The sequence below is a fragment of the Rothia sp. ND6WE1A genome, from assembly GCF_001683935.1.
Lineage (GTDB): Bacteria > Actinomycetota > Actinomycetes > Actinomycetales > Micrococcaceae > Rothia > Rothia amarae.
This window is the reverse complement of sequence record NZ_LXTU01000037.1, coordinates 13,205-30,667: the sequence shown is the minus strand read 5'-3', so window position 1 is coordinate 30,667 and position 17,463 is coordinate 13,205. Positions and strand designations below refer to the sequence as shown.

Sequence of the window (17,463 nt, the reverse complement as noted above, 5' to 3'; positions counted from 1 at the left end):
ATGACTCCGTAGCATCAAAGTCACAAAGCAAGACTCGAATGAGCGGATCATTTCGCACGTCATCTGACCGTACGAAGTATTGGATTTTGATGGGGGTTCTCTTAGCAGGTAGTTTGCTGGCTACCTTCGGTTTACTTGCTTACGACAATCCCATGCCTTTTGGCACACGTCGTTTTTGGATTATTGCTCAGCGACGGGCCGATGCCGTTACCGCCATGGGAATTGTGGCATTATGCCAGGCTGTTTCAACTATTGCTTTTCAGACGGTGGCGAACAATAAAATCATTACCCCGGGAATCATGGGGTTTCAATCGCTCTATGCAGCCATTCATACGTCAACCATCTTTTTCTTTGGTGCCACAGGGCTCCTCAACGCACGCACCTTTGAAATGTTTCTCTTTCAGATACTGGTCATGGTGGGATTCAGCTTTTTGCTTTACGGTTGGTTACTGCGAGGAAAGAATGCCAATATGCATTCCATGCTCTTGGTTGGAATTATTCTAGGCGGAGGACTGGGGTCGCTCTCTACTTTTATGCAGCGCATGCTGACCCCCAGCGAGTTCGATATTTTGACAGCGCGTCTTTTCGGCTCGGTCAATAATGCGGAAGCAGAATACTATCCGGTTGCGGTACCGCTGGTCGTGGGCTCTGCGCTAATTCTTTTCTTCCTTTCGAAGAAGCTGAATGTCATTTCTCTGGGCAGGGAAACTGCAGAGAACTTGGGCGTAACTTTTTCTCGCATCGCCCTTACCGTGCTGGTGCTGGTTGCCGTGCTTTCTGCAGTATCGACGGCGCTGGTGGGTCCCATGATTTTTTTGGGTTTCTTGGTGGCTATGTTGACCTATCAGAGCGCGCCTACTTACGACCATAAGTACCTTTTTCCGCTGGCAAGTTTGCTAGCCTACTTGGTGCTTACCCTCTCGTATTTTCTGATGAATCATATTTTTTCTGCCCAGGGTGTAGTCAGTATAATCATTGAATTTGTGGGGGCAGTGGTCTTCTTAACAATTATTTTGCGAAAGGGAGCATTGTGATAACTCTGAAGGATGTCAACAAAAACTACTCCTCGGAGGTGTCCATTGGTCCTGTAGATTTAGAAATTCCGCGCGGTGGGATTACAGCTTTAGTAGGACCAAATGGCGCTGGTAAATCGACGCTGCTCACTATGATGGGGCGGCTACTGGGGATTGATCAGGGTGCCATCGAAATCGCAGGAATGGATATTACGACAACGAAGTCAAAAGACCTTGCCAAGATTGTTTCGATTCTTAAGCAAGAAAATCATTTTATGACCAAGCTGACGGTGCGGCAGCTGGTGGGGTTTGGTAGGTTCCCGCATTCGAAAGGTCGGTTAACCGCTGAAGATGAGGAAATCATTTCCCGGTATATAGATTTTTTGCACCTAGCAGAACTTGAATCTCGCTATCTTGATGAACTCTCTGGCGGGCAACGTCAAAGGGCTTACGTTGCTATGGTGCTTGCCCAGGAAACAGAGTATGTGTTGTTGGATGAACCTCTGAATAACCTTGATATTTCGCACTCTGTTCATATGATGCAACATCTCAAGGACGCCGCAGAACAATTCAACCGTACGATCATTGTGGTGTTGCACGATATCAATTACGCTGCCCGCTACGCCCGGTACATGTGTGCTATGAAGAATGGAAAAGTCATTCATATGGGCCGCACCGAAGAGCTGATGAACAATCAGATTTTGACTGATATTTTTGAAACACCTATCGAAGTCATTTCAACGCCTCAAGGTCTTCTTGCGTGCTATCACTAAAAGTGCGTGCTTCTGCAAGCCAGGGCATCGGAATAGTTAAGCTCTAGGCCGGTTGCGTGTGCCAACAGCGAACTGTTTTCCTATGGCAAGCAGGTTTCGATAATCTTCTATTAACCAAAATTTTCAATGCCTCGTTGTAATAACGAGGCGTTAGAGAAAAGGAAGAAGTATTAATGACTAACATTTTGCCTATGCCGCAGTTCTCCGCAGGCTCAGAACCCACCATGGAAACACCTATGGGCGGTCAGGACGACTACGTCTTCAACCGTTTGCTCAAAGAGCGCATCATTTGGTTGGGTTCGGAAGTACGTGATTCAAATGCTAACCGCATCTGCTCACAGATGCTTCTTCTTTCTGCTGAGGATCCAGAAGCTGATATCTACCTCTACATCAACTCACCCGGTGGTTCAGTCACTGCAGGTATGGCAATTTACGACACCATGCAGTTGATTCCTAACGACGTCGTAACCGTCGTTACCGGTATGGCAGCATCCATGGGGCAGTTCCTGCTGACCGCAGGCACCAAGGGCAAGCGCTTTGCAACTCCCAACGCACGAATTCTCATGCACCAGCCTTCCGGAGGTATCGGTGGTACCGCATCTGATATCCGCACCCAGGCTGAGCTGATTCTTGATATGAAGAAGCGTCTTTCGCAGATTACTGCTGATCGCACCGGTCAGAGCTTAGAAACCATCCTCAAAGATAACGATCGCGATAACTGGTTTACCGCTGAAGAAGGATTGGAATACGGATTCTTCGATCACATCGCAACCAGCGCCGGTTCAAAGCTTTCGGACAATAAGTAATCGCGGATCCACGTTTTTAGGAGATATAACTTATGAATTTCAATCCCTCAATGATGGCTCCTGCAGGTATGCCAGATAGCCGTTATGTTTTGCCCAGCTTTGAAGAGCGCACACCTTACGGCTACAAACGCCAAGATCCTTACGCCAAGTTGTTTGAGGATCGCATTATTTTCTTGGGTACTCAGGTAGATGACGCCTCTGCAGACGACATTATGGCGCAGTTGCTCGTTCTTGAATCCCAGGATCCTGATCGTGATATTACGCTGTACATCAATTCACCCGGTGGTTCATTCACCGCGATGACAGCAATCTACGACACGATGCAGTACATCCGCCCTGAAATTCAGACGGTCTGCTTGGGTCAGGCGGCGTCTGCTGCAGCTACCCTGTTGGCAGCAGGAACTCCCGGTAAACGATTGGCTCTTCCAAACGCCCGCGTCCTCATTCACCAGCCTGCGCTCGGTGGTCAGCAGGGTGGACAGGCATCCGACATCGAAATCCACGCTAATGAAGTGATGCGCATGCGTGATTGGACGGCGCAGACTCTTGCTCTGCATTCGGGTAAAACCGCTGAGGAAGTTGACCGCGACATCGAGCGTGACAAGATTATGACCGCTCAGCAGGCTTTAGAATACGGTCTGGTGGATCAGGTTCTTGAATCACGCAAGGCTGTGAAGCCAAAGTTTAACCAGGCAGAAGATTTTAGCTAATCACTGCTGGTTAGAAATAGGGGGTGCTACTGGTCAAACGAACAGTAGCGCCCCTATTTTATTTCGCCGATATTGAAGGCGCTTAACACGCAGCATCGGAAACGTCATCTTGTCATTTTGAGATAAAGTGCGAGATATGTAAAAGACGAGTTTGGCTTGGCTCAAATTACAGGTAGCCTTGGATTAGATTCGGTCGTATTGAAAGGACAAACAGCATGGCGAGAATGAGCGAAGCTGCTGAACTTCTCAAATGCTCTTTCTGTGGGAAGAATCAGAAACAGGTTCGCAAGCTCATTGCCGGTCCAAATATCTATATTTGTGATGAGTGTATTGAACTCTGCAACGAAATCCTGGATGAAGAACTAGCCGACGTTAAAGATCTTTCGAGCACGCTCGAACTACCTACCCCTCGCGAGGTTTTTGCGCATCTCGAAGAGTACGTCATTGGGCAAGAACAAGCTAAACGTGCGCTCTCTGTAGCTGTTTATAATCACTATAAGCGAATTCGTGCAGCAGAGTCGGCTGTCAGCGATGCTCAAACTCTTTTGGCAACCGAGGGTGAAGACGTTGAGATTGCCAAATCGAATATTCTTCTGGTAGGCCCCACCGGTTCTGGTAAAACTTACCTGGCCCAAACCCTAGCTAAAAAGTTGAATGTGCCTTTCGCCGTCGCTGATGCTACCTCTTTGACCGAAGCAGGTTATGTGGGGGAGGACGTGGAGAATATCCTCTTGAAGCTTATTCAAGCTGCAGATGGAGATATCGAAAAAGCGCAGCGTGGCATCATCTATATTGACGAAATTGATAAGATTTCCCGCAAAGCTGATAACCCCTCTATTACGCGAGATGTATCAGGGGAGGGCGTTCAACAGGCTCTCTTAAAAATTCTTGAAGGAACAGAAGCCTCAGTTCCACCGCAGGGCGGCCGCAAGCATCCGCAGCAGGACTTCATCAAAATTGATACAACGAACGTGCTTTTCATCGTTGCCGGAGCCTTCGCTGGTTTAGAAGAAATCGTGGGTAACCGGGTGGGGCAAAAAGGAATTGGTTTCGGTGCGCCCATTCAGATTGCTGAGGAGAGCGACGACTTCATGCTCAAAGTCATGCCTGAAGATCTTTTGAAATTTGGTTTGATTCCCGAATTTATTGGGCGTTTACCTGTTTTGGCTGCTTTAGGAAAGCTGCGCCAGGAAGAACTTACCCGTATTTTGACCGAGCCGAAAAATGCTTTGGTGAAGCAGTACCGCCGTATGTTTGCTCTCGATAATGTTGATTTAATTTTTGAAGATCAGGCGATTGAGGCAATTGCACGGCTGGCTATTGAGCGTGAAACGGGGGCGCGAGGTTTGCGTTCAATCATGGAGGATTTGCTTCAACCGGTCATGTTCGATGTACCCTCACGGTCAGATATTTCTGCCGTTATCATTGACGCCGATGTAGTGGCGGGGAATAAAACACCCGAACTGGTGTTCTTCCCTGAAGAGACAAAAAAATCTGCCTAAAGCTTGAGCTTCTGCTCATCTAAGGTGCTATGAATTCTATCGATGGAGGAAAGAATGTCTGAAACTTCAAAAATTGATTTTTGGTTTGATCCTATCTGCCCCTGGTGCTGGATGACCTCACGCTGGATTAAAGACGTTGAAAAAGTTCGCGACGTTGAGGTTCAGTGGCATCCATTTTCTCTCGCGGTACTCAACGAAGGTCGTGATTTGCCCGAAAGCTACCAGAAGCATATGGATGAGGCTTGGGGCCCTGTTCGCGTAGCTACTGCTGTTTCTGAACGCTATGGTCAGACTGAGGTAGATGCGCTTTACACTGCCTTGGGCGAAGAGATTCACCACCGCAAGAATAACGACAACAAGTATTCTGACGCTATTGAAAAAGCACTAGCGGCAACTGGACTTCCTGCAGAGCTTGCTGAATTCGCTACTTCTGGTGAATCAGATGAGCGGATGAGAACTTCAACTAAGGAAGGTCTAGAAGCAGCCGGTGGTGACGATATCGGCGTCCCACTCATGTCCATCAACGGCGTCACCTTCTTCGGTCCGGTCATGAGCCCTGCTCCTACCGGTGAAGAAGCAGGTAAGGTGTTTGACGGCGCTCTCGCTTTGGCATCCTACCCTGGCTTCTTTGAGTTGAAGCGCCCTCGCAATGTAGGCCCAATCTTTAACACTGAACAGTAACAACTGTAGAGACAATTCTGGGCGGTCAGTTTAGCTGACCGCCCAGAATTATCTTTATTTGAGATCCGATTTGGAGAGCCATGGCGTTTTGAGCGTCTTGGCTTTTTCTGTATAACGGCGTGCTTGGTCTGAGGTGTAGGCGAGCATCGCAAAGACCAAGATAGTCATTTGACCCAGAATAGTGATGAGCTCAAGATGCTCACCCCATACATATGTTCGAAAGAGCAAAACGAGAAAAGCAAAGGCCAACAGGTCGAGGGTGAAGAGACGAGCTCGGGAGGACCCTTTGAGCAAACGCCAAGCAAGAAACCATAGCATAGCAACGAAGAGAACGACGCCGTAGGGGAGAAAGCTCTCAAAGGTTTCGATAAACTTCTCGCCGCCTAGATAATCAACAATCTGCTGCAGTGTAGGTTCTGAAGAGACCATCTCTTGAATATCTAAGGGATTGCGTAGCCGGTAGAGGAGTTGCACACCTTGGACAAGCCCCCACAGCGCGACCATCACTGAACCTACCAAGAGGTTCATGGGAAGTTTACGGGCGATGTCACTGGCAGAGTGAAGATTGATGCGGTCATCACGCACCGACCTATGTTTAGGTTGGTTGTGGAGCTGCACAATGGGTAAGTTACCGTCGGTGACGATATTGTCGCCCCCGCCATTCCGCGAGTGATAACCGGTTGAAAAATCTTCAATCACCTGAACGTCAGTTCCAGGAGCTACATACTGGATGGTGTCCAGAATGTAGTCGCGCTCGTAGTCCGTCTCGGCGTCGATACGGTGCGTGATTTGAAGAGTGAAGAAAGAAAATCCGACACCGGTGTCGTAGGTGGCGGCGGCAATCCAATCAACTTTTTGCCCACCGGGAAGAACCCACCCTTCCGGTGATTTCCAAAATCGTACGTGATGGCGTTTGAGCGGATTTCCATCTACTTCCAACTGATATGCAAAGGCTTGGATATTTCCAAAGAGTTGCAAAGGAGAAATAGGAGCTTCGGGATAGGACTTTCTGGTGAGGGTCGACTTAACGATGCCCCAGGATGACTTCAGCGTAATATCGTCGGCACGGGACCAACCTGCTTGGGTCATGACCTCATGAATTTGTTCAGCTGTTCCTCGGAAGCCAAGGTTGATGGGATCGCCCAACAGGCCGTCGTTGGTTCGGGTTCGCCCAATAAAGTATTCAGGCACATAAATGCGTGTAAAAATGGCGTGCAGACGGGGGAGTGTGAGATAGGCAGTAAAGGCCCAGAAGAGAAAGAGTAAAGCTAAATTCAGCCAGGAGTTTTGCAACCCTTGCTGAAAAATAAGGAGGGTCAGCACCGAGGCGGCGAGCCCTGCAAAGACAAAGAAGATACTGTCCGTGGCACCTGCAGTGAAACGGGTTTTGGGTATGAGGTGGTATTTGCGTCGCTTTTTGCGGGCAGTTTCACCACGGTAGACCGGCACCTCAGGCGTGTTCATCTATATCCTCACTTAATACACAAATGGGTCGCCCGTAGAGATGACGGGCGACCCACGCTGTGACTAGCGCAAATGTTTATTCTGCATCTTCAGCAACTAGTACAACATCTGAAACAGCAAGTTCGCCTTCTCCAACCTGGAGGTTGAGCTCGCGAACATTACCCGCTGCCTTCAAATCATTAATACCTGCTTTAATGCGCTGAATTGATTCAGCATCAGCGGTGATGGTAGCAACTTCAACTTCGGTGCGTTGCTTGACCTTTGCCTCTGATTTTGACTTGCGCAATCCACCGAGTGCAATGCCGATAGTGGGTAGCACGGCGGCGTCGGCATCGTCGGCAATTGCCTTGTATCCTTCGTGAGTGGGCCATGCAGCGCGGTGAACCGAACCTTCGCGCCACCAGCTCCAGACCTCGTCGGTGGCGAAGGGGAGGATTGGTGCAAAGAGGCGAAGTAACGCATCCAAAGTAGTAGCCAGGGCTGCCAGAACGGATGCCTGTTCATCATCTCCGCGAGCGCCGTAGGCACGATCCTTGATGAGCTCAACGAAATCATCGGTGAATGACCAGAAGAAACTTTCGCACATCTGAAGTGCACGAGCGTATTCGTACTTCTCAAAACTAGCGGTGGCTTCTTCCACCACTACTGCCAGCTTGGCGAGTAGTGAGCGGTCCAGATCATTGATGACGACGGCTGCCTGCTCCGTTGTGGTAAGTACCGATGCTTCAGTTGCTCCCAAATTGAGTACGAATTTGGATGCGTTGAGTAGCTTAATGGCGAGGCGTCGGCCAATTTTCATCTGCCCCTCGTCGTAGGCTGTATCGGCACCCAGGCGGGCTGAAGCTGCCCAGTAGCGAACCGCATCTGATCCGTACTTTTCTAGGACTTCGTTGGGGACGACGACGTTGCCCTTGGACTTTGACATCTTCTTACGGTCAGGATCGAGAATCCAGCCTGAAAGTGCAGTGTGCTTCCAGGGTACGGAATTCTCCAGGGAATTCGATCGGACCACAGTGGAGAAGAGCCAGGTGCGAATGATGTCGTGACCCTGGGGTCGCAAATCCATAGGGTAGGTGACCTTGTGCAGGTCTTCATCTACTGCCCAACCAGTTGCAATTTGAGGGGTCAGTGAAGAGGTAGCCCAGGTATCTAGAACATCCGGATCTGCTTGGAAACCGCCGGGTACTCCGCGCTGTTCTTCGGTGAAGCCCGGCGCGGGCTCTGCAGCGGGGTCTACGGGAAGTGAATCTTCGGCAGGGACAATGGGCTCATCGTAAAGGGGCTCGCCCGCTTCATCGAGTTTGTACCAGATGGGGAAGGGCACGCCGAAGAAGCGCTGACGCGAAATGAGCCAGTCACCGTTGAGGCCTTCTACCCAGTTCTCGTAGCGGCTTCGCATGAAGGACGGGTGCCACTCGATATCGCGACCGCGGCTGATCAAATCTTCGCGGCGGCTGGCGTCGCGTCCACCGTTGCGAATGTACCACTGGCGTGAAGCTACGATTTCCAGGGGCTTATCGCCCTTTTCATAGAACTTGACGGGGTGGGTAATCTTCTTGGGCTCACCCTCCATCTCGCCTTCTTCGACCAGCATCTCAACTACTGCTTTTTGGGCAGAAAAGACTGTGGCGCCAGCGATTTTTTCGAATCGTTCCTGGCCTTCTGCTGTGGTAATCCACTCGGGCATATCGCGTGCGAATCGTCCGTCGCGTCCGATGAGGGCACGGGTGGGGAGCTGGAGCTCGCGCCACCAGGTGACGTCGGTGGTGTCGCCAAAGGTACATACCATGGCGATACCGGCACCCTTATCTGGCTGGGCTAGGGGGTGAGCCTTAACTTCAACTTCAACGCCAAACAGAGGTGAGGTAACGGTGGTGCCGAACAGTGGCTGGTAACGCTCGTCATCAGGGTGAGCAACCAGCGCAACACAGGAGGGAAGAAGCTCGGGGCGTGTGGTCTCGATCCAGACTTTTTCTCCGTCAGGGCGGTGGAAAGAGATGCGGTGGTAGGCGCCTTCACGTTCTTTATCTTCTAACTCAGCCTGAGCGACCGCGGTGCGGAAGGTAACATCCCACATGGTGGGTGCTTCTGCCATGTATGCATCGCCAGATTTGAGGTCATTGAGGAAAGCAAGCTGAGAGACTTTGCGCGAATGAGCATCAATGGTGCGGTAGGAATGAGACCAGTCCACCGAAAGCCCCAACGTGGTGAAAAGCTGTTCGAAAACCTTTTCGTCTTCTGTTGCCAGTGTCTCGCACAGCTCGATGAAATTACCGCGCGAAATACGGGGCCAGTCACGCTGATTCTTCGCAGGCTTCTCGGGTGCCTGGAAGTCCGGATCATAGGGGATGGCAGGGTCACACAGTACACCGTAGTAGTTCTGAACACGGCGTTCGGTGGGCAAGCCATTGTCGTCCCAACCCAGTGGGTAGAACACGTTCTTGCCGGTCATGCGCTGGTAGCGGGCAATGACGTCGGTCTGCGTGTAGGAGAACATGTGACCCACGTGAAGGGAGCCAGATGCTGTGGGAGGAGGAGTGTCGATAGAGTACACGTTCTCACGAGTTGTTTCGCGGTCAAACGCGTACGTTTGTTCGGATTCCCAGCGAGCAGAAAGTTTTTCTTCGAGTCCTTCTAGCGCGGGACGATCGGGAACGGTAATTGTGATGGGCGAGTCTGAGCCCTGATTTATTTCAGCCATACGGCTTATTCTCTCATGTATCAGTGAGAGGTGCTCCTCCTGACTGTTTTGCTTTCCTCACCTTTGCTTCCAGGAGGAGGGAATATCTATGCGAGGTTCATATTGCTTAACATTTTTCGTATTCTTCAGCATGAGCAGCGATTTGAAGAAACCTGTACAGATATCCGGGTACGGTTGGGGGATGAATCACTCCCATAGATTGCATAATCCTTTTGAATCAGATGCACAACGGGGCAAAATTGCTGTGGTATCTGGTGCTTCATCAGGAATCGGACGTGCAACGGCTCAGCAGATGCGAGCTACCGGATGGACCGTTTATGCGGTAGCGCGTCGTGCAGCGCGTTTGCACCAGCTGGAGGAAGAGACAGGTGTTATTCCTGTCGTCCTAGATATCACCGATGAATCTGCGGTAACTCAGACTGCTTTGAGAATTATCGAAGAGAATAGCGGATCGATTGACGCGCTGGTCAACATTTCCGGGGGAGCAGTGGGCGCCGACTCTATTGCGGATGCAGATGGATCCAGATGGCGCTCTATGTTTGAGCTGAATGTACTGGGCACACTCAACATGATTCGGGCATTCCTTCCGGCTCTTCGAGCCTCTGGCGAAGGAACCATTCTCAATCTCACCTCTACCGCTGCAGAACACGGCTATGAAGGTGGCGGCGGATACAACGCCTCAAAATTTGGTGAACGGGGTATGACAGAAGCGCTTCGTCTCGAAGAAGCCGAGCACAATATCCGTGTGATTGAGGTAGCTCCTGGCATGGTTCACACCGAGGAATTTTCGCTCAATAGACTAGGGTCACCCAAGGCAGCTGAGAAAGTTTATGAAGGTGTCGAAAAGCCCCTCACCGCAGAAGACGTGGCACAAACCGTGACGTTTGCCGTCAATGTACCCCACCATATTAATCTCGATCGGATTGTGATGCGCCCGGTAGCTCAAGCTTCTCAATTCAAGGTGATTAGAAAGTAGATTCCATGCCGATTAATATTGTTGCAACTGCCCACGGAACCAATAGCCCGGACGGGCGCTCAACTATCGAATCGATTATCGAGAATTTGCGCTCGCTCCTTTCCCAACGGCTAGGGCCTGTTTATCACGTCTATGAAGCCTATGTTGATGTTCAATTTCCTACTCTCGATGAAGTTTTAGAGGGTTTACACTCTGAAGACCAGACCATTATTCTTCCTCTCTTACTTTCAACGGGGTATCATACCCAAGTTGATATGCGAGATGCAGCAAAAGAATCAGGGATTTCTGATATTGCGATAGCCGCGCCGCTGGGTCCTTCACCCCTCATGGCGCAATTGATGCATCACCGTTTGATTGAAAAAGGATGGCGACCGGGTGACACCGTCGTCATGGCCGGTGCTGGTTCATCTCGTACCGATGGTCAAGAAGCTGTCGCCCGCCAATGTGCCATGTTATCCAACGTGCTGGCACAGGAAGTTACCTTCGGTTTCATAGCTGATATTTCTCCCACCATCGAAGAGACAGTTACTGAAGCCCAGGGAAACGGGCCGATATTTGTTGCAAACTATTTGCTGGGGAGAGGTTTCTTCGATCAAAAACTGAAAAAACTCGGACACCAGCGAGGGGCTCACATTGCAGAACCATTGGTGGTACCAGGCGATCAACAATCGGTTGATGTTATCTGTCAGTGTGCTTTAGATTCTCTGGGTCAGCTGGAGTAGAGCCGACCCCCTTTCAATAAAATAATCGTTCAATAGCCTTCACTCGTGATGAGTGAAGGCTTTTTAGTGGGCAAAGAATTCGTTAAAAATAGCGGGAGAAATCAAGCTGTAGATCTGAAAATGACAAAAGAAGACTAAAAATGACCTCCCGTTAATCAGCGTTTCTCCTTATGAACGATGGGTTGTTATCTAAAAACCTACTCCCTAGGATTTCCCTATAAGTGGCACGCTTTCATACAGTAGAAAGGAAGAAGCGATGTCCAATAACTCCCACCTTTTCAAGAGCTACGGGGTCAAACCCGCAGCTCATTCTTTCACTGACCCACAAATAAGCCCTCCGGGAACCACCGAACCTGCACCACTTGATGCAAAAATTCAAGAACGCAACCAAGAACTGGTGAACGAATACGCTGATGCACTCTATGATGCAAGCGCTCAAGAAATCCTTGAATGGGCTCACGATAACGCACCTGGCAAACTCGCCGTCACCCTTTCCATGGAGAACACGGTACTTGCAGAACTAGCCTCCAAATACCTGCCCGATTCAGACTTTCTTTTCCTTGATACGGGCTACCACTTTCCCGAAACAATCGATGTAGCCGAACAAGTAGATCAGCGTTACCCTCAACCACTCATCAGAGCCAAACCCCTCCTGGGCGTTCCCCAACAAGATGACCGCTACGGAATGAGCCTCTATTCCAAAGATCCCGCAGCATGTTGCCGTATGCGCAAAGTGGAACCCCTCGCTACCTACATGCAACCCTATTCAGGATGGATTACAGGGCTTCGACGAGCAGACTCCCCAGTGAGAGCAAACACCCCTGCTTTAGATATCGATCAGAATGGTCGACTGAAAATTTCACCACTGGTTACCTGGTCACTCGAAGAAACCCAGGAATATATCACTGATCACGATTTGATTATTCACCCCCTAACACTCGCCGGATACCCCTCCATCGGATGCGCTCCCTGTACCGCACCCGTAGCTGAAGGAGAAGACCCCCGCAGCGGGCGCTGGGCACAATTTACAAAAACGGAATGCGGACTACACACATGAGAGAAACAGCCACAACGCTTTCACCCCACCTCAAAGACCTAGAAAACGAATCCCTACAGATTCTTCGCGAAACCGCAGGGCAATTCGACAAAATCGCGCTCCTTTTCTCCGGAGGAAAAGATTCTGTGGTCGTCTTTGAACTCGCCCGCCGAGCATTTGCGCCAGCGCAAGTGCCCTTCGAACTGCTCCATGTTGATACAGGACATAACTTCTCTGAAGTCATCAAGTTCCGCGATGATTTAGTGGAACGCACCGGCGCACGACTGCGCGTAGCAAAAGTGCAGGACTGGATTGATAAGGGAGAACTCAAAGAACGCCCCGATGGCACCAGAAACCCCCTTCAAACCGTTCCGCTGGTGGAGACTATCGAAGAGCAGGGATACGACGCAGTTCTAGGCGGCGCACGTCGAGATGAAGAGCGAGCCCGCGCAAAAGAACGCATCTTCTCCGTACGAGATAACTTTGGCGGGTGGGACCCTCGTCGCCAGCGCCCTGAAATTTGGAACCTTTACAACGGCGGTCACCTACCCGGAGAGAACATCCGCGTATTCCCCATTTCAAACTGGACAGAAACAGATATCTGGGAGTATATCGGCGCTCGCGGAATTGAGTTGCCTCCCATCTACTTTGCACATGAGCGTGAAGTCTTTGAGCGAGATGGCATGTATCTCACCGCAGGGGACTGGGGCGGGCCTAAAAAGGGAGAAACCCTTGAGACTAAGAAGGTCCGTTACCGCACGGTGGGAGATATGTCCTGCACCGGAGCTGTGCTTTCTGAAGCGTCCACTATTGACGATATCCTCACCGAGATCTCAACCTCTACCTTAACCGAACGAGGCGCTACTCGCGCCGATGACCGCCTGAGCGAATCTTCGATGGAGGATCGCAAGAAGGAAGGGTATTTCTAAAATGACCGTTACATCAACCGAACCCAGCTCAGAGATTCTTCAGCAGCGCCAAACCTTACATCTGTGCACCGCAGGTAGCGTTGACGACGGTAAATCGACTTTTGTGGGTCGACTCTTGCATGACACCAAGAGCATCTTGGCTGACCAGCTCTCGGCGGTGGAACGTACATCTCGAGAGCGGGGTCTAGAGCATCTTGATCTTTCGCTACTGGTAGATGGGCTTCGAGCAGAGCGGGAGCAGGGCATCACGATTGACGTTGCCTACCGTTACTTCTCTACCGCACGTCGAACATTTATTTTGGCGGATACTCCCGGCCATGTGCAGTACACCAGAAATACGGTGACTGGTGTGTCCACTTCGGAGGTTGTGGTTCTACTCAGTGATGCTCGCCATGGCATTGTTACTCAAACCAAGCGGCACCTGGCGGTAGCGGCTCTTTTGGGAATCAAACACGTGGTGTTAGCTGTCAACAAAATTGACCTGGTAGATTATTCTGCCTCTATTTTCGAGACTATTCGAGACGAATTCGTTGAACTGGCGCGTAGCAAGGGAATTACAGATGTTCAGGTTATCCCCATCAGTGCGTTATTAGGCGATAACGTCGTCAACCCATCGGAGCATACTCCCTGGTATGACGGTCCCACTGTACTGGGATACCTCGAAGAGGTGGAAGTCCATACCCAGAATGCGAACTCTGAAAACAGCACTGGTTTCCGCTTTCCCATCCAATATGTGATTCGAGAGGGCTCCCAAGATTATCGAGGATACGCCGGACGTATTACCTCCGGTGAAATTGCCGTTGGTGATTCGGTGGACTTGGGTCAAGAACGCTCGGCAACGGTCACCCATATTGATTCTAGCGACGGTGCTCTGAATATCGCTGGAGTCGATGAATCAGTGGTCCTACGCCTTTCTGCCGAGATTGATTTAGCTCGTGGAGACCTCATCGCTGCAAGCGACCGTCCGGAAGATACCACCATTTTTGAGGCAACCATCGTTGGGCTTTCCGAGCAGTCTCTTCGCGCCAAGTCAAAGCTCAAAATCCGTTACGGAACCTCCCTGCTCCAAGCGCGCTTGGTGGGGATTACCTCGGTTCTCGACATCGATACCTCAACGGAGCACGAAGCGCAAACTGTTGAGCTCAACGATATTGCGACCGTCAAAATTCAACTCGCGCAACCACTACCTATAGATCTTTACAACGCCCAGGGTAGAGTCGGTTCATTTTTGCTGGTAGATCCATCCGATGGAAACACATTAGCAGCCGGTATGGTCTCGGACCTCAATCCATCATAAAAATCTGCGAACCTGAAAAATTTCTGGTTCGCATAGCCCGCAGCCGCGGAAAAAGGATTAATAAAGATGCGTTCACTACTCCTTATAGCTTTAGGTGGTGCAATAGCCCAGCTCGTTGATGGAAGCCTGGGAATGGGGTTTGGAGTCACCTCCACAACCTTGCTGATGTCTTTGGCAGCAATGGCACCTGCCAGCGCCTCCGCAGTTGTACACGTAGCGGAATTGGGAACGACTGCCGCATCAGGATTGAGCCATTGGAAATTTGGCAATGTGGATTGGAAAGTAGCGCTACGTCTTGGAATCCCCGGTGCAATGGGAGCATTTTCCGGAGCGACGATACTGAGCAATATCAGTTTGCACGCTGCCAAACCCGTGACCTCCTGCTTGCTTCTTGCAATTGGCGCCTACCTAGTTTTTCGTTTTTCTCGCGGCAGACAAGCAGCTGCGGGGCACGAGGCACCTGCCTCCCACCGATCCCTTCTGGCATTAGGACTCTTTGGGGGTTTTGTGGATGCCACCGGTGGCGGGGGATGGGGACCTGTGACAAGTTCTACACTCATGAGCATCGGGCGGACGGCTCCCCGCCGCATTGTAGGAACCGTCAACACGGCGGAGTTCTTGGTCTCGCTCGCAGCTTCCGCTGGATTTGCTTTGAGCTTATGGTCTGAACTGACCACGCACTTGATTGCAGTTTTGGGGCTTCTCGCCGGTGGTGTAGTAGCAGCTCCTTTTGCGGCGTGGTTGGTGAGCAAGATTAACCCTTCGGCGCTGGGCGGATTCGTAGGAACAACCCTGGTGTTGTTGAACCTTCCTCAACTCCTTAGCTTGATTCCCGCCCTGGATGCGTGGAATCTAGCGATTTACCTTCTGGTGGGACTTATTGGTCTTGTGATGAGTATTCTCGGGGTCAAGCGTTCACGCCACACCCAGACTGAAGCTCTAAAACCGAGCGAAAGAATCCCCGCAGAGCCAGCTCTCAGCGCACCTGCCTTGAATAACTCTACGTTTTAAACTTCTAAAGGAAACCAAGATGGCAAAATCACTGACCCAGCAAGATAAAGCTGCCGCAACCAAAAAACCTACACCACGTTCGGCAAAACCGAATGGTCAATGGAAAATCGATGGCACGGAACCGCTCAATGATAATGAGCGATTTAAACTCGAAGACAACGGTCTCAACGTTCGCGAGCGCATTGAAAATGAATACTCCAAAGAGGGCTTTGACTCGATTCCCGCTGACGACTTGCGCGGACGTATGCGCTGGTGGGGAATGTACACCCAGCGTAAGCAAGGCATTGACGGCGGACGTACCGCTAAGCTCTCTCCTGAAGAGCTGGAAGATCACTATTTCATGTTGCGTGTACGCATTGATGGCGGGCAGCTTACCACCGAGCAAGCGCGTGTGATTGGGGAAATTTCCCAGGAATTTGCTCGCGATACAGCCGATATTACAGATCGCCAAAATATTCAGTTGCACTGGGTACAAATTGAAGATGCTCCAGAAATTTGGCGACGATTAGAAGCCGTGGGGCTTTCAACTACCGAGGCTTGTGGAGATGTACCGCGCGTTATTTTGGGATCTCCCGTAGCTGGAGTAGACGCCGATGAACTCATTGACCCCACGGTCTACATTGAGGAAATCAAGGACAAGTTCATAGGAGATCCTGACCTTTCTAACCTGCCTCGAAAATTCAAGACAGCCATCACTGGAAATCCAAGCCACGACGTCGTCCATGAAATTAACGACATCTCGTTGGTTGCTGTGAACCACCCCGAGTTAGGTGTGGGATTTAGCTTCTGGGTGGGAGGGGGTCTGTCGACCAATCCTAAATTGGCAGAAAATGTCGGGGTGTTCGTCAAACCTGAGCAAGTAACCGATGTGTGGCTGGGTACTATCAAAATTTTCCGCGATTACGGCTACCGTCGATTGAGAAACCGTGCTCGTATGAAATTCCTCATCAACGACTGGGATGTAGAGAAGTTTCGCGAGGTTCTTGAAAACGAATACCTGGGTTACTCCTTGGCAGATGGCATTGAGATGCCTGCTCCGACGAAGAGCGGGGACCATGTGGGTGTGTTTGCTCAAAAAGATGGAAAGAATTTTGTGGGCTTGAACCCCACAGTTGGTCGTATTTCTGGCACCACGTTGGTAAAACTTGCTGAGCTAGCTGAGGCCGCTGGTTCGAAGCGGGTGCGCACCACTCCCTACCAAAAGATTTTGGTGTTGGACGTTCCCGATCAAGAAATCGATGCTCTCCTGGAGGGAGTTGAAGAGCTCGGGCTTACCGCCAACCCTTCAATTTTCCGCCGCAATACCATTGCGTGCACGGGTATTGAATACTGCAAGTTAGCGATTGTTGATACAAAGAAAACGGCGATTGAGGCAATAGACCAGTTGGAAAAACGCCTGGAAGACGTCAAAGAAGAATTGCCTCAACAGTTCAACGTTTTCATTAACGGTTGCCCCAATGCTTGCGCGCGTACTCAGACTGCAGATATTGGGTTGAAGGGTCAAATCATTACCACTGATGAAGGAGAACAAGTTCCTGGGTTCCAGGTCCATTTAGGGGGAACGCTGGCTGATTATCTCAACGCTGGATCCGGCAACGTGGGTAAAACCGTCCGGGGACTAAAGGTTGCATCTGCTGACCTAGTGGATTATTTGGAGAGAGTATTGCGTAAGTACCTGGATACCCGCTCCACTGAGGAAGAGACTTTCGCGGTCTGGGCACAGAGTGCGGACGAAGAGCTTCTGGTCTAAGAACTCCTGCTCTCAGAGTAGCCGTGGTGTTCTGCGCGGCAAATATAAAAGGTGGAGCCTTCACTCTCAATGAGTGAAGGCTCCACCTTTTA

The 17,463-nt window shown here is 50.6% G+C and carries 15 protein-coding genes; 13 read left to right on the top strand and 2 right to left on the bottom strand.

What is annotated here, in order from left to right; genetic code table 11:
* The first annotated feature begins 38 nt into the window (after positions 1-38).
* The 6 genes from A7E48_RS04460 (at position 39) to A7E48_RS04435 (ending at position 5,485) form a co-directional block, all read left to right on the top strand.
* Positions 39-1,034, top strand: a complete 996-nt coding sequence (locus tag A7E48_RS04460; RefSeq protein WP_233125982.1) for an iron chelate uptake ABC transporter family permease subunit — start codon at positions 39-41, stop codon at positions 1,032-1,034.
* On the top strand, positions 1,031-1,786 hold the full coding sequence (locus A7E48_RS04455; protein ID WP_068170044.1) for an ABC transporter ATP-binding protein: 756 nt from the start codon (positions 1,031-1,033) through the stop codon (positions 1,784-1,786). The genes A7E48_RS04460 and A7E48_RS04455 overlap by 4 nt, the downstream gene beginning before the upstream one ends.
* Before the next feature lie 191 nt (positions 1,787-1,977).
* Complete coding sequence (locus tag A7E48_RS04450) at positions 1,978-2,592, top strand: ClpP family protease (protein ID WP_369796757.1); 615 nt, start codon at positions 1,978-1,980, stop codon at positions 2,590-2,592.
* A 32-nt stretch (positions 2,593-2,624) separates the two neighbouring features.
* A complete protein-coding gene (locus A7E48_RS04445) occupies positions 2,625-3,302 on the top strand; it encodes an ATP-dependent Clp protease proteolytic subunit (protein WP_068170039.1) in 678 nt (225 codons plus the stop codon).
* Between the two features lie 215 nt (positions 3,303-3,517).
* Positions 3,518-4,804 carry an ATP-dependent Clp protease ATP-binding subunit ClpX gene (gene clpX / locus A7E48_RS04440; RefSeq protein WP_068170036.1) on the top strand — a complete coding sequence of 429 codons (1,287 nt, stop codon included), beginning with the start codon at positions 3,518-3,520 and terminating at the stop codon, positions 4,802-4,804.
* A 54-nt stretch (positions 4,805-4,858) separates the two neighbouring features.
* A complete protein-coding gene (locus A7E48_RS04435; RefSeq protein WP_068170033.1) occupies positions 4,859-5,485 on the top strand; it encodes a DsbA family protein in 627 nt (208 codons plus the stop codon).
* A 54-nt stretch (positions 5,486-5,539) separates the two neighbouring features.
* Here the strand turns inward: A7E48_RS04435 and A7E48_RS04430 are convergent, their stop codons facing one another.
* Together A7E48_RS04430 and valS are read right to left on the bottom strand one after the other, a co-directional pair.
* Complete coding sequence (locus A7E48_RS04430) at positions 5,540-6,949, bottom strand: LssY C-terminal domain-containing protein (RefSeq protein ID WP_068170031.1); 1,410 nt, start codon at positions 6,947-6,949, stop codon at positions 5,540-5,542.
* Positions 6,950-7,025: 76 nt separating this feature from the next.
* Complete coding sequence (gene valS / locus A7E48_RS04425; RefSeq protein ID WP_068170028.1) at positions 7,026-9,650, bottom strand: valine--tRNA ligase; 2,625 nt, start codon at positions 9,648-9,650, stop codon at positions 7,026-7,028.
* Positions 9,651-9,831: 181 nt separating this feature from the next.
* On the opposite strand from valS, the gene A7E48_RS04420 reads away from it, so the two are divergent.
* The 7 genes from A7E48_RS04420 (at position 9,832) to A7E48_RS04390 (ending at position 17,371) form a co-directional block, all read left to right on the top strand.
* The gene (locus A7E48_RS04420; RefSeq protein ID WP_068170025.1) at positions 9,832-10,626 is read left to right on the top strand and encodes an SDR family oxidoreductase; all 795 of its coding nucleotides are present in this window, start codon (positions 9,832-9,834) and stop codon (positions 10,624-10,626) included.
* Positions 10,627-10,631: 5 nt separating this feature from the next.
* Positions 10,632-11,348, top strand: a complete 717-nt coding sequence (locus A7E48_RS04415) for a sirohydrochlorin chelatase (protein WP_068170022.1) — start codon at positions 10,632-10,634, stop codon at positions 11,346-11,348.
* 256 nt (positions 11,349-11,604) lie between these two features.
* Positions 11,605-12,405: a phosphoadenylyl-sulfate reductase gene (locus tag A7E48_RS04410; protein ID WP_083147190.1), complete on the top strand. Its 801-nt coding sequence runs from the start codon at positions 11,605-11,607 to the stop codon at positions 12,403-12,405.
* Positions 12,387-13,313 carry a sulfate adenylyltransferase subunit CysD gene (gene cysD, locus A7E48_RS04405; RefSeq protein ID WP_083147189.1) on the top strand — a complete coding sequence of 309 codons (927 nt, stop codon included), beginning with the start codon at positions 12,387-12,389 and terminating at the stop codon, positions 13,311-13,313. The genes A7E48_RS04410 and cysD overlap by 19 nt, the downstream gene beginning before the upstream one ends.
* Position 13,314: 1 nt before the next feature.
* Complete coding sequence (locus A7E48_RS04400) at positions 13,315-14,610, top strand: sulfate adenylyltransferase subunit 1 (RefSeq protein ID WP_068170016.1); 1,296 nt, start codon at positions 13,315-13,317, stop codon at positions 14,608-14,610.
* A gap of 66 nt (positions 14,611-14,676) precedes the next feature.
* Positions 14,677-15,621 (top strand): sulfite exporter TauE/SafE family protein, encoded by a 945-nt coding sequence (locus A7E48_RS04395; protein WP_068170013.1) that lies wholly within the window; start codon positions 14,677-14,679, stop codon positions 15,619-15,621.
* A 19-nt stretch (positions 15,622-15,640) separates the two neighbouring features.
* Positions 15,641-17,371 (top strand): nitrite/sulfite reductase, encoded by a 1,731-nt coding sequence (locus A7E48_RS04390; protein ID WP_083147188.1) that lies wholly within the window; start codon positions 15,641-15,643, stop codon positions 17,369-17,371.
* The last annotated feature ends 92 nt before the right edge of the window (positions 17,372-17,463 follow it).

Coding starts and splice junctions, on each gene's coding strand:
- A7E48_RS04400 (WP_068170016.1), top strand. CDS start 13,315: ATGACCGTTACATCAACCGAACCCAGCTCAGAGATTCTTCAGCAGCGC.
- A7E48_RS04430 (WP_068170031.1), bottom strand. CDS start 6,949: ATGAACACGCCTGAGGTGCCGGTCTACCGTGGTGAAACTGCCCGCAAA.
- A7E48_RS04390 (WP_083147188.1), top strand. CDS start 15,641: ATGGCAAAATCACTGACCCAGCAAGATAAAGCTGCCGCAACCAAAAAA.
- cysD (WP_083147189.1), top strand. CDS start 12,387: ATGCGGACTACACACATGAGAGAAACAGCCACAACGCTTTCACCCCAC.
- A7E48_RS04415 (WP_068170022.1), top strand. CDS start 10,632: ATGCCGATTAATATTGTTGCAACTGCCCACGGAACCAATAGCCCGGAC.
- valS (WP_068170028.1), bottom strand. CDS start 9,650: ATGGCTGAAATAAATCAGGGCTCAGACTCGCCCATCACAATTACCGTT.
- A7E48_RS04420 (WP_068170025.1), top strand. CDS start 9,832: ATGAATCACTCCCATAGATTGCATAATCCTTTTGAATCAGATGCACAA.
- clpX (WP_068170036.1), top strand. CDS start 3,518: ATGGCGAGAATGAGCGAAGCTGCTGAACTTCTCAAATGCTCTTTCTGT.
- A7E48_RS04460 (WP_233125982.1), top strand. CDS start 39: ATGAGCGGATCATTTCGCACGTCATCTGACCGTACGAAGTATTGGATT.
- A7E48_RS04435 (WP_068170033.1), top strand. CDS start 4,859: ATGTCTGAAACTTCAAAAATTGATTTTTGGTTTGATCCTATCTGCCCC.
- A7E48_RS04445 (WP_068170039.1), top strand. CDS start 2,625: ATGAATTTCAATCCCTCAATGATGGCTCCTGCAGGTATGCCAGATAGC.
- A7E48_RS04410 (WP_083147190.1), top strand. CDS start 11,605: ATGTCCAATAACTCCCACCTTTTCAAGAGCTACGGGGTCAAACCCGCA.
- A7E48_RS04450 (WP_369796757.1), top strand. CDS start 1,978: ATGCCGCAGTTCTCCGCAGGCTCAGAACCCACCATGGAAACACCTATG.
- A7E48_RS04395 (WP_068170013.1), top strand. CDS start 14,677: ATGCGTTCACTACTCCTTATAGCTTTAGGTGGTGCAATAGCCCAGCTC.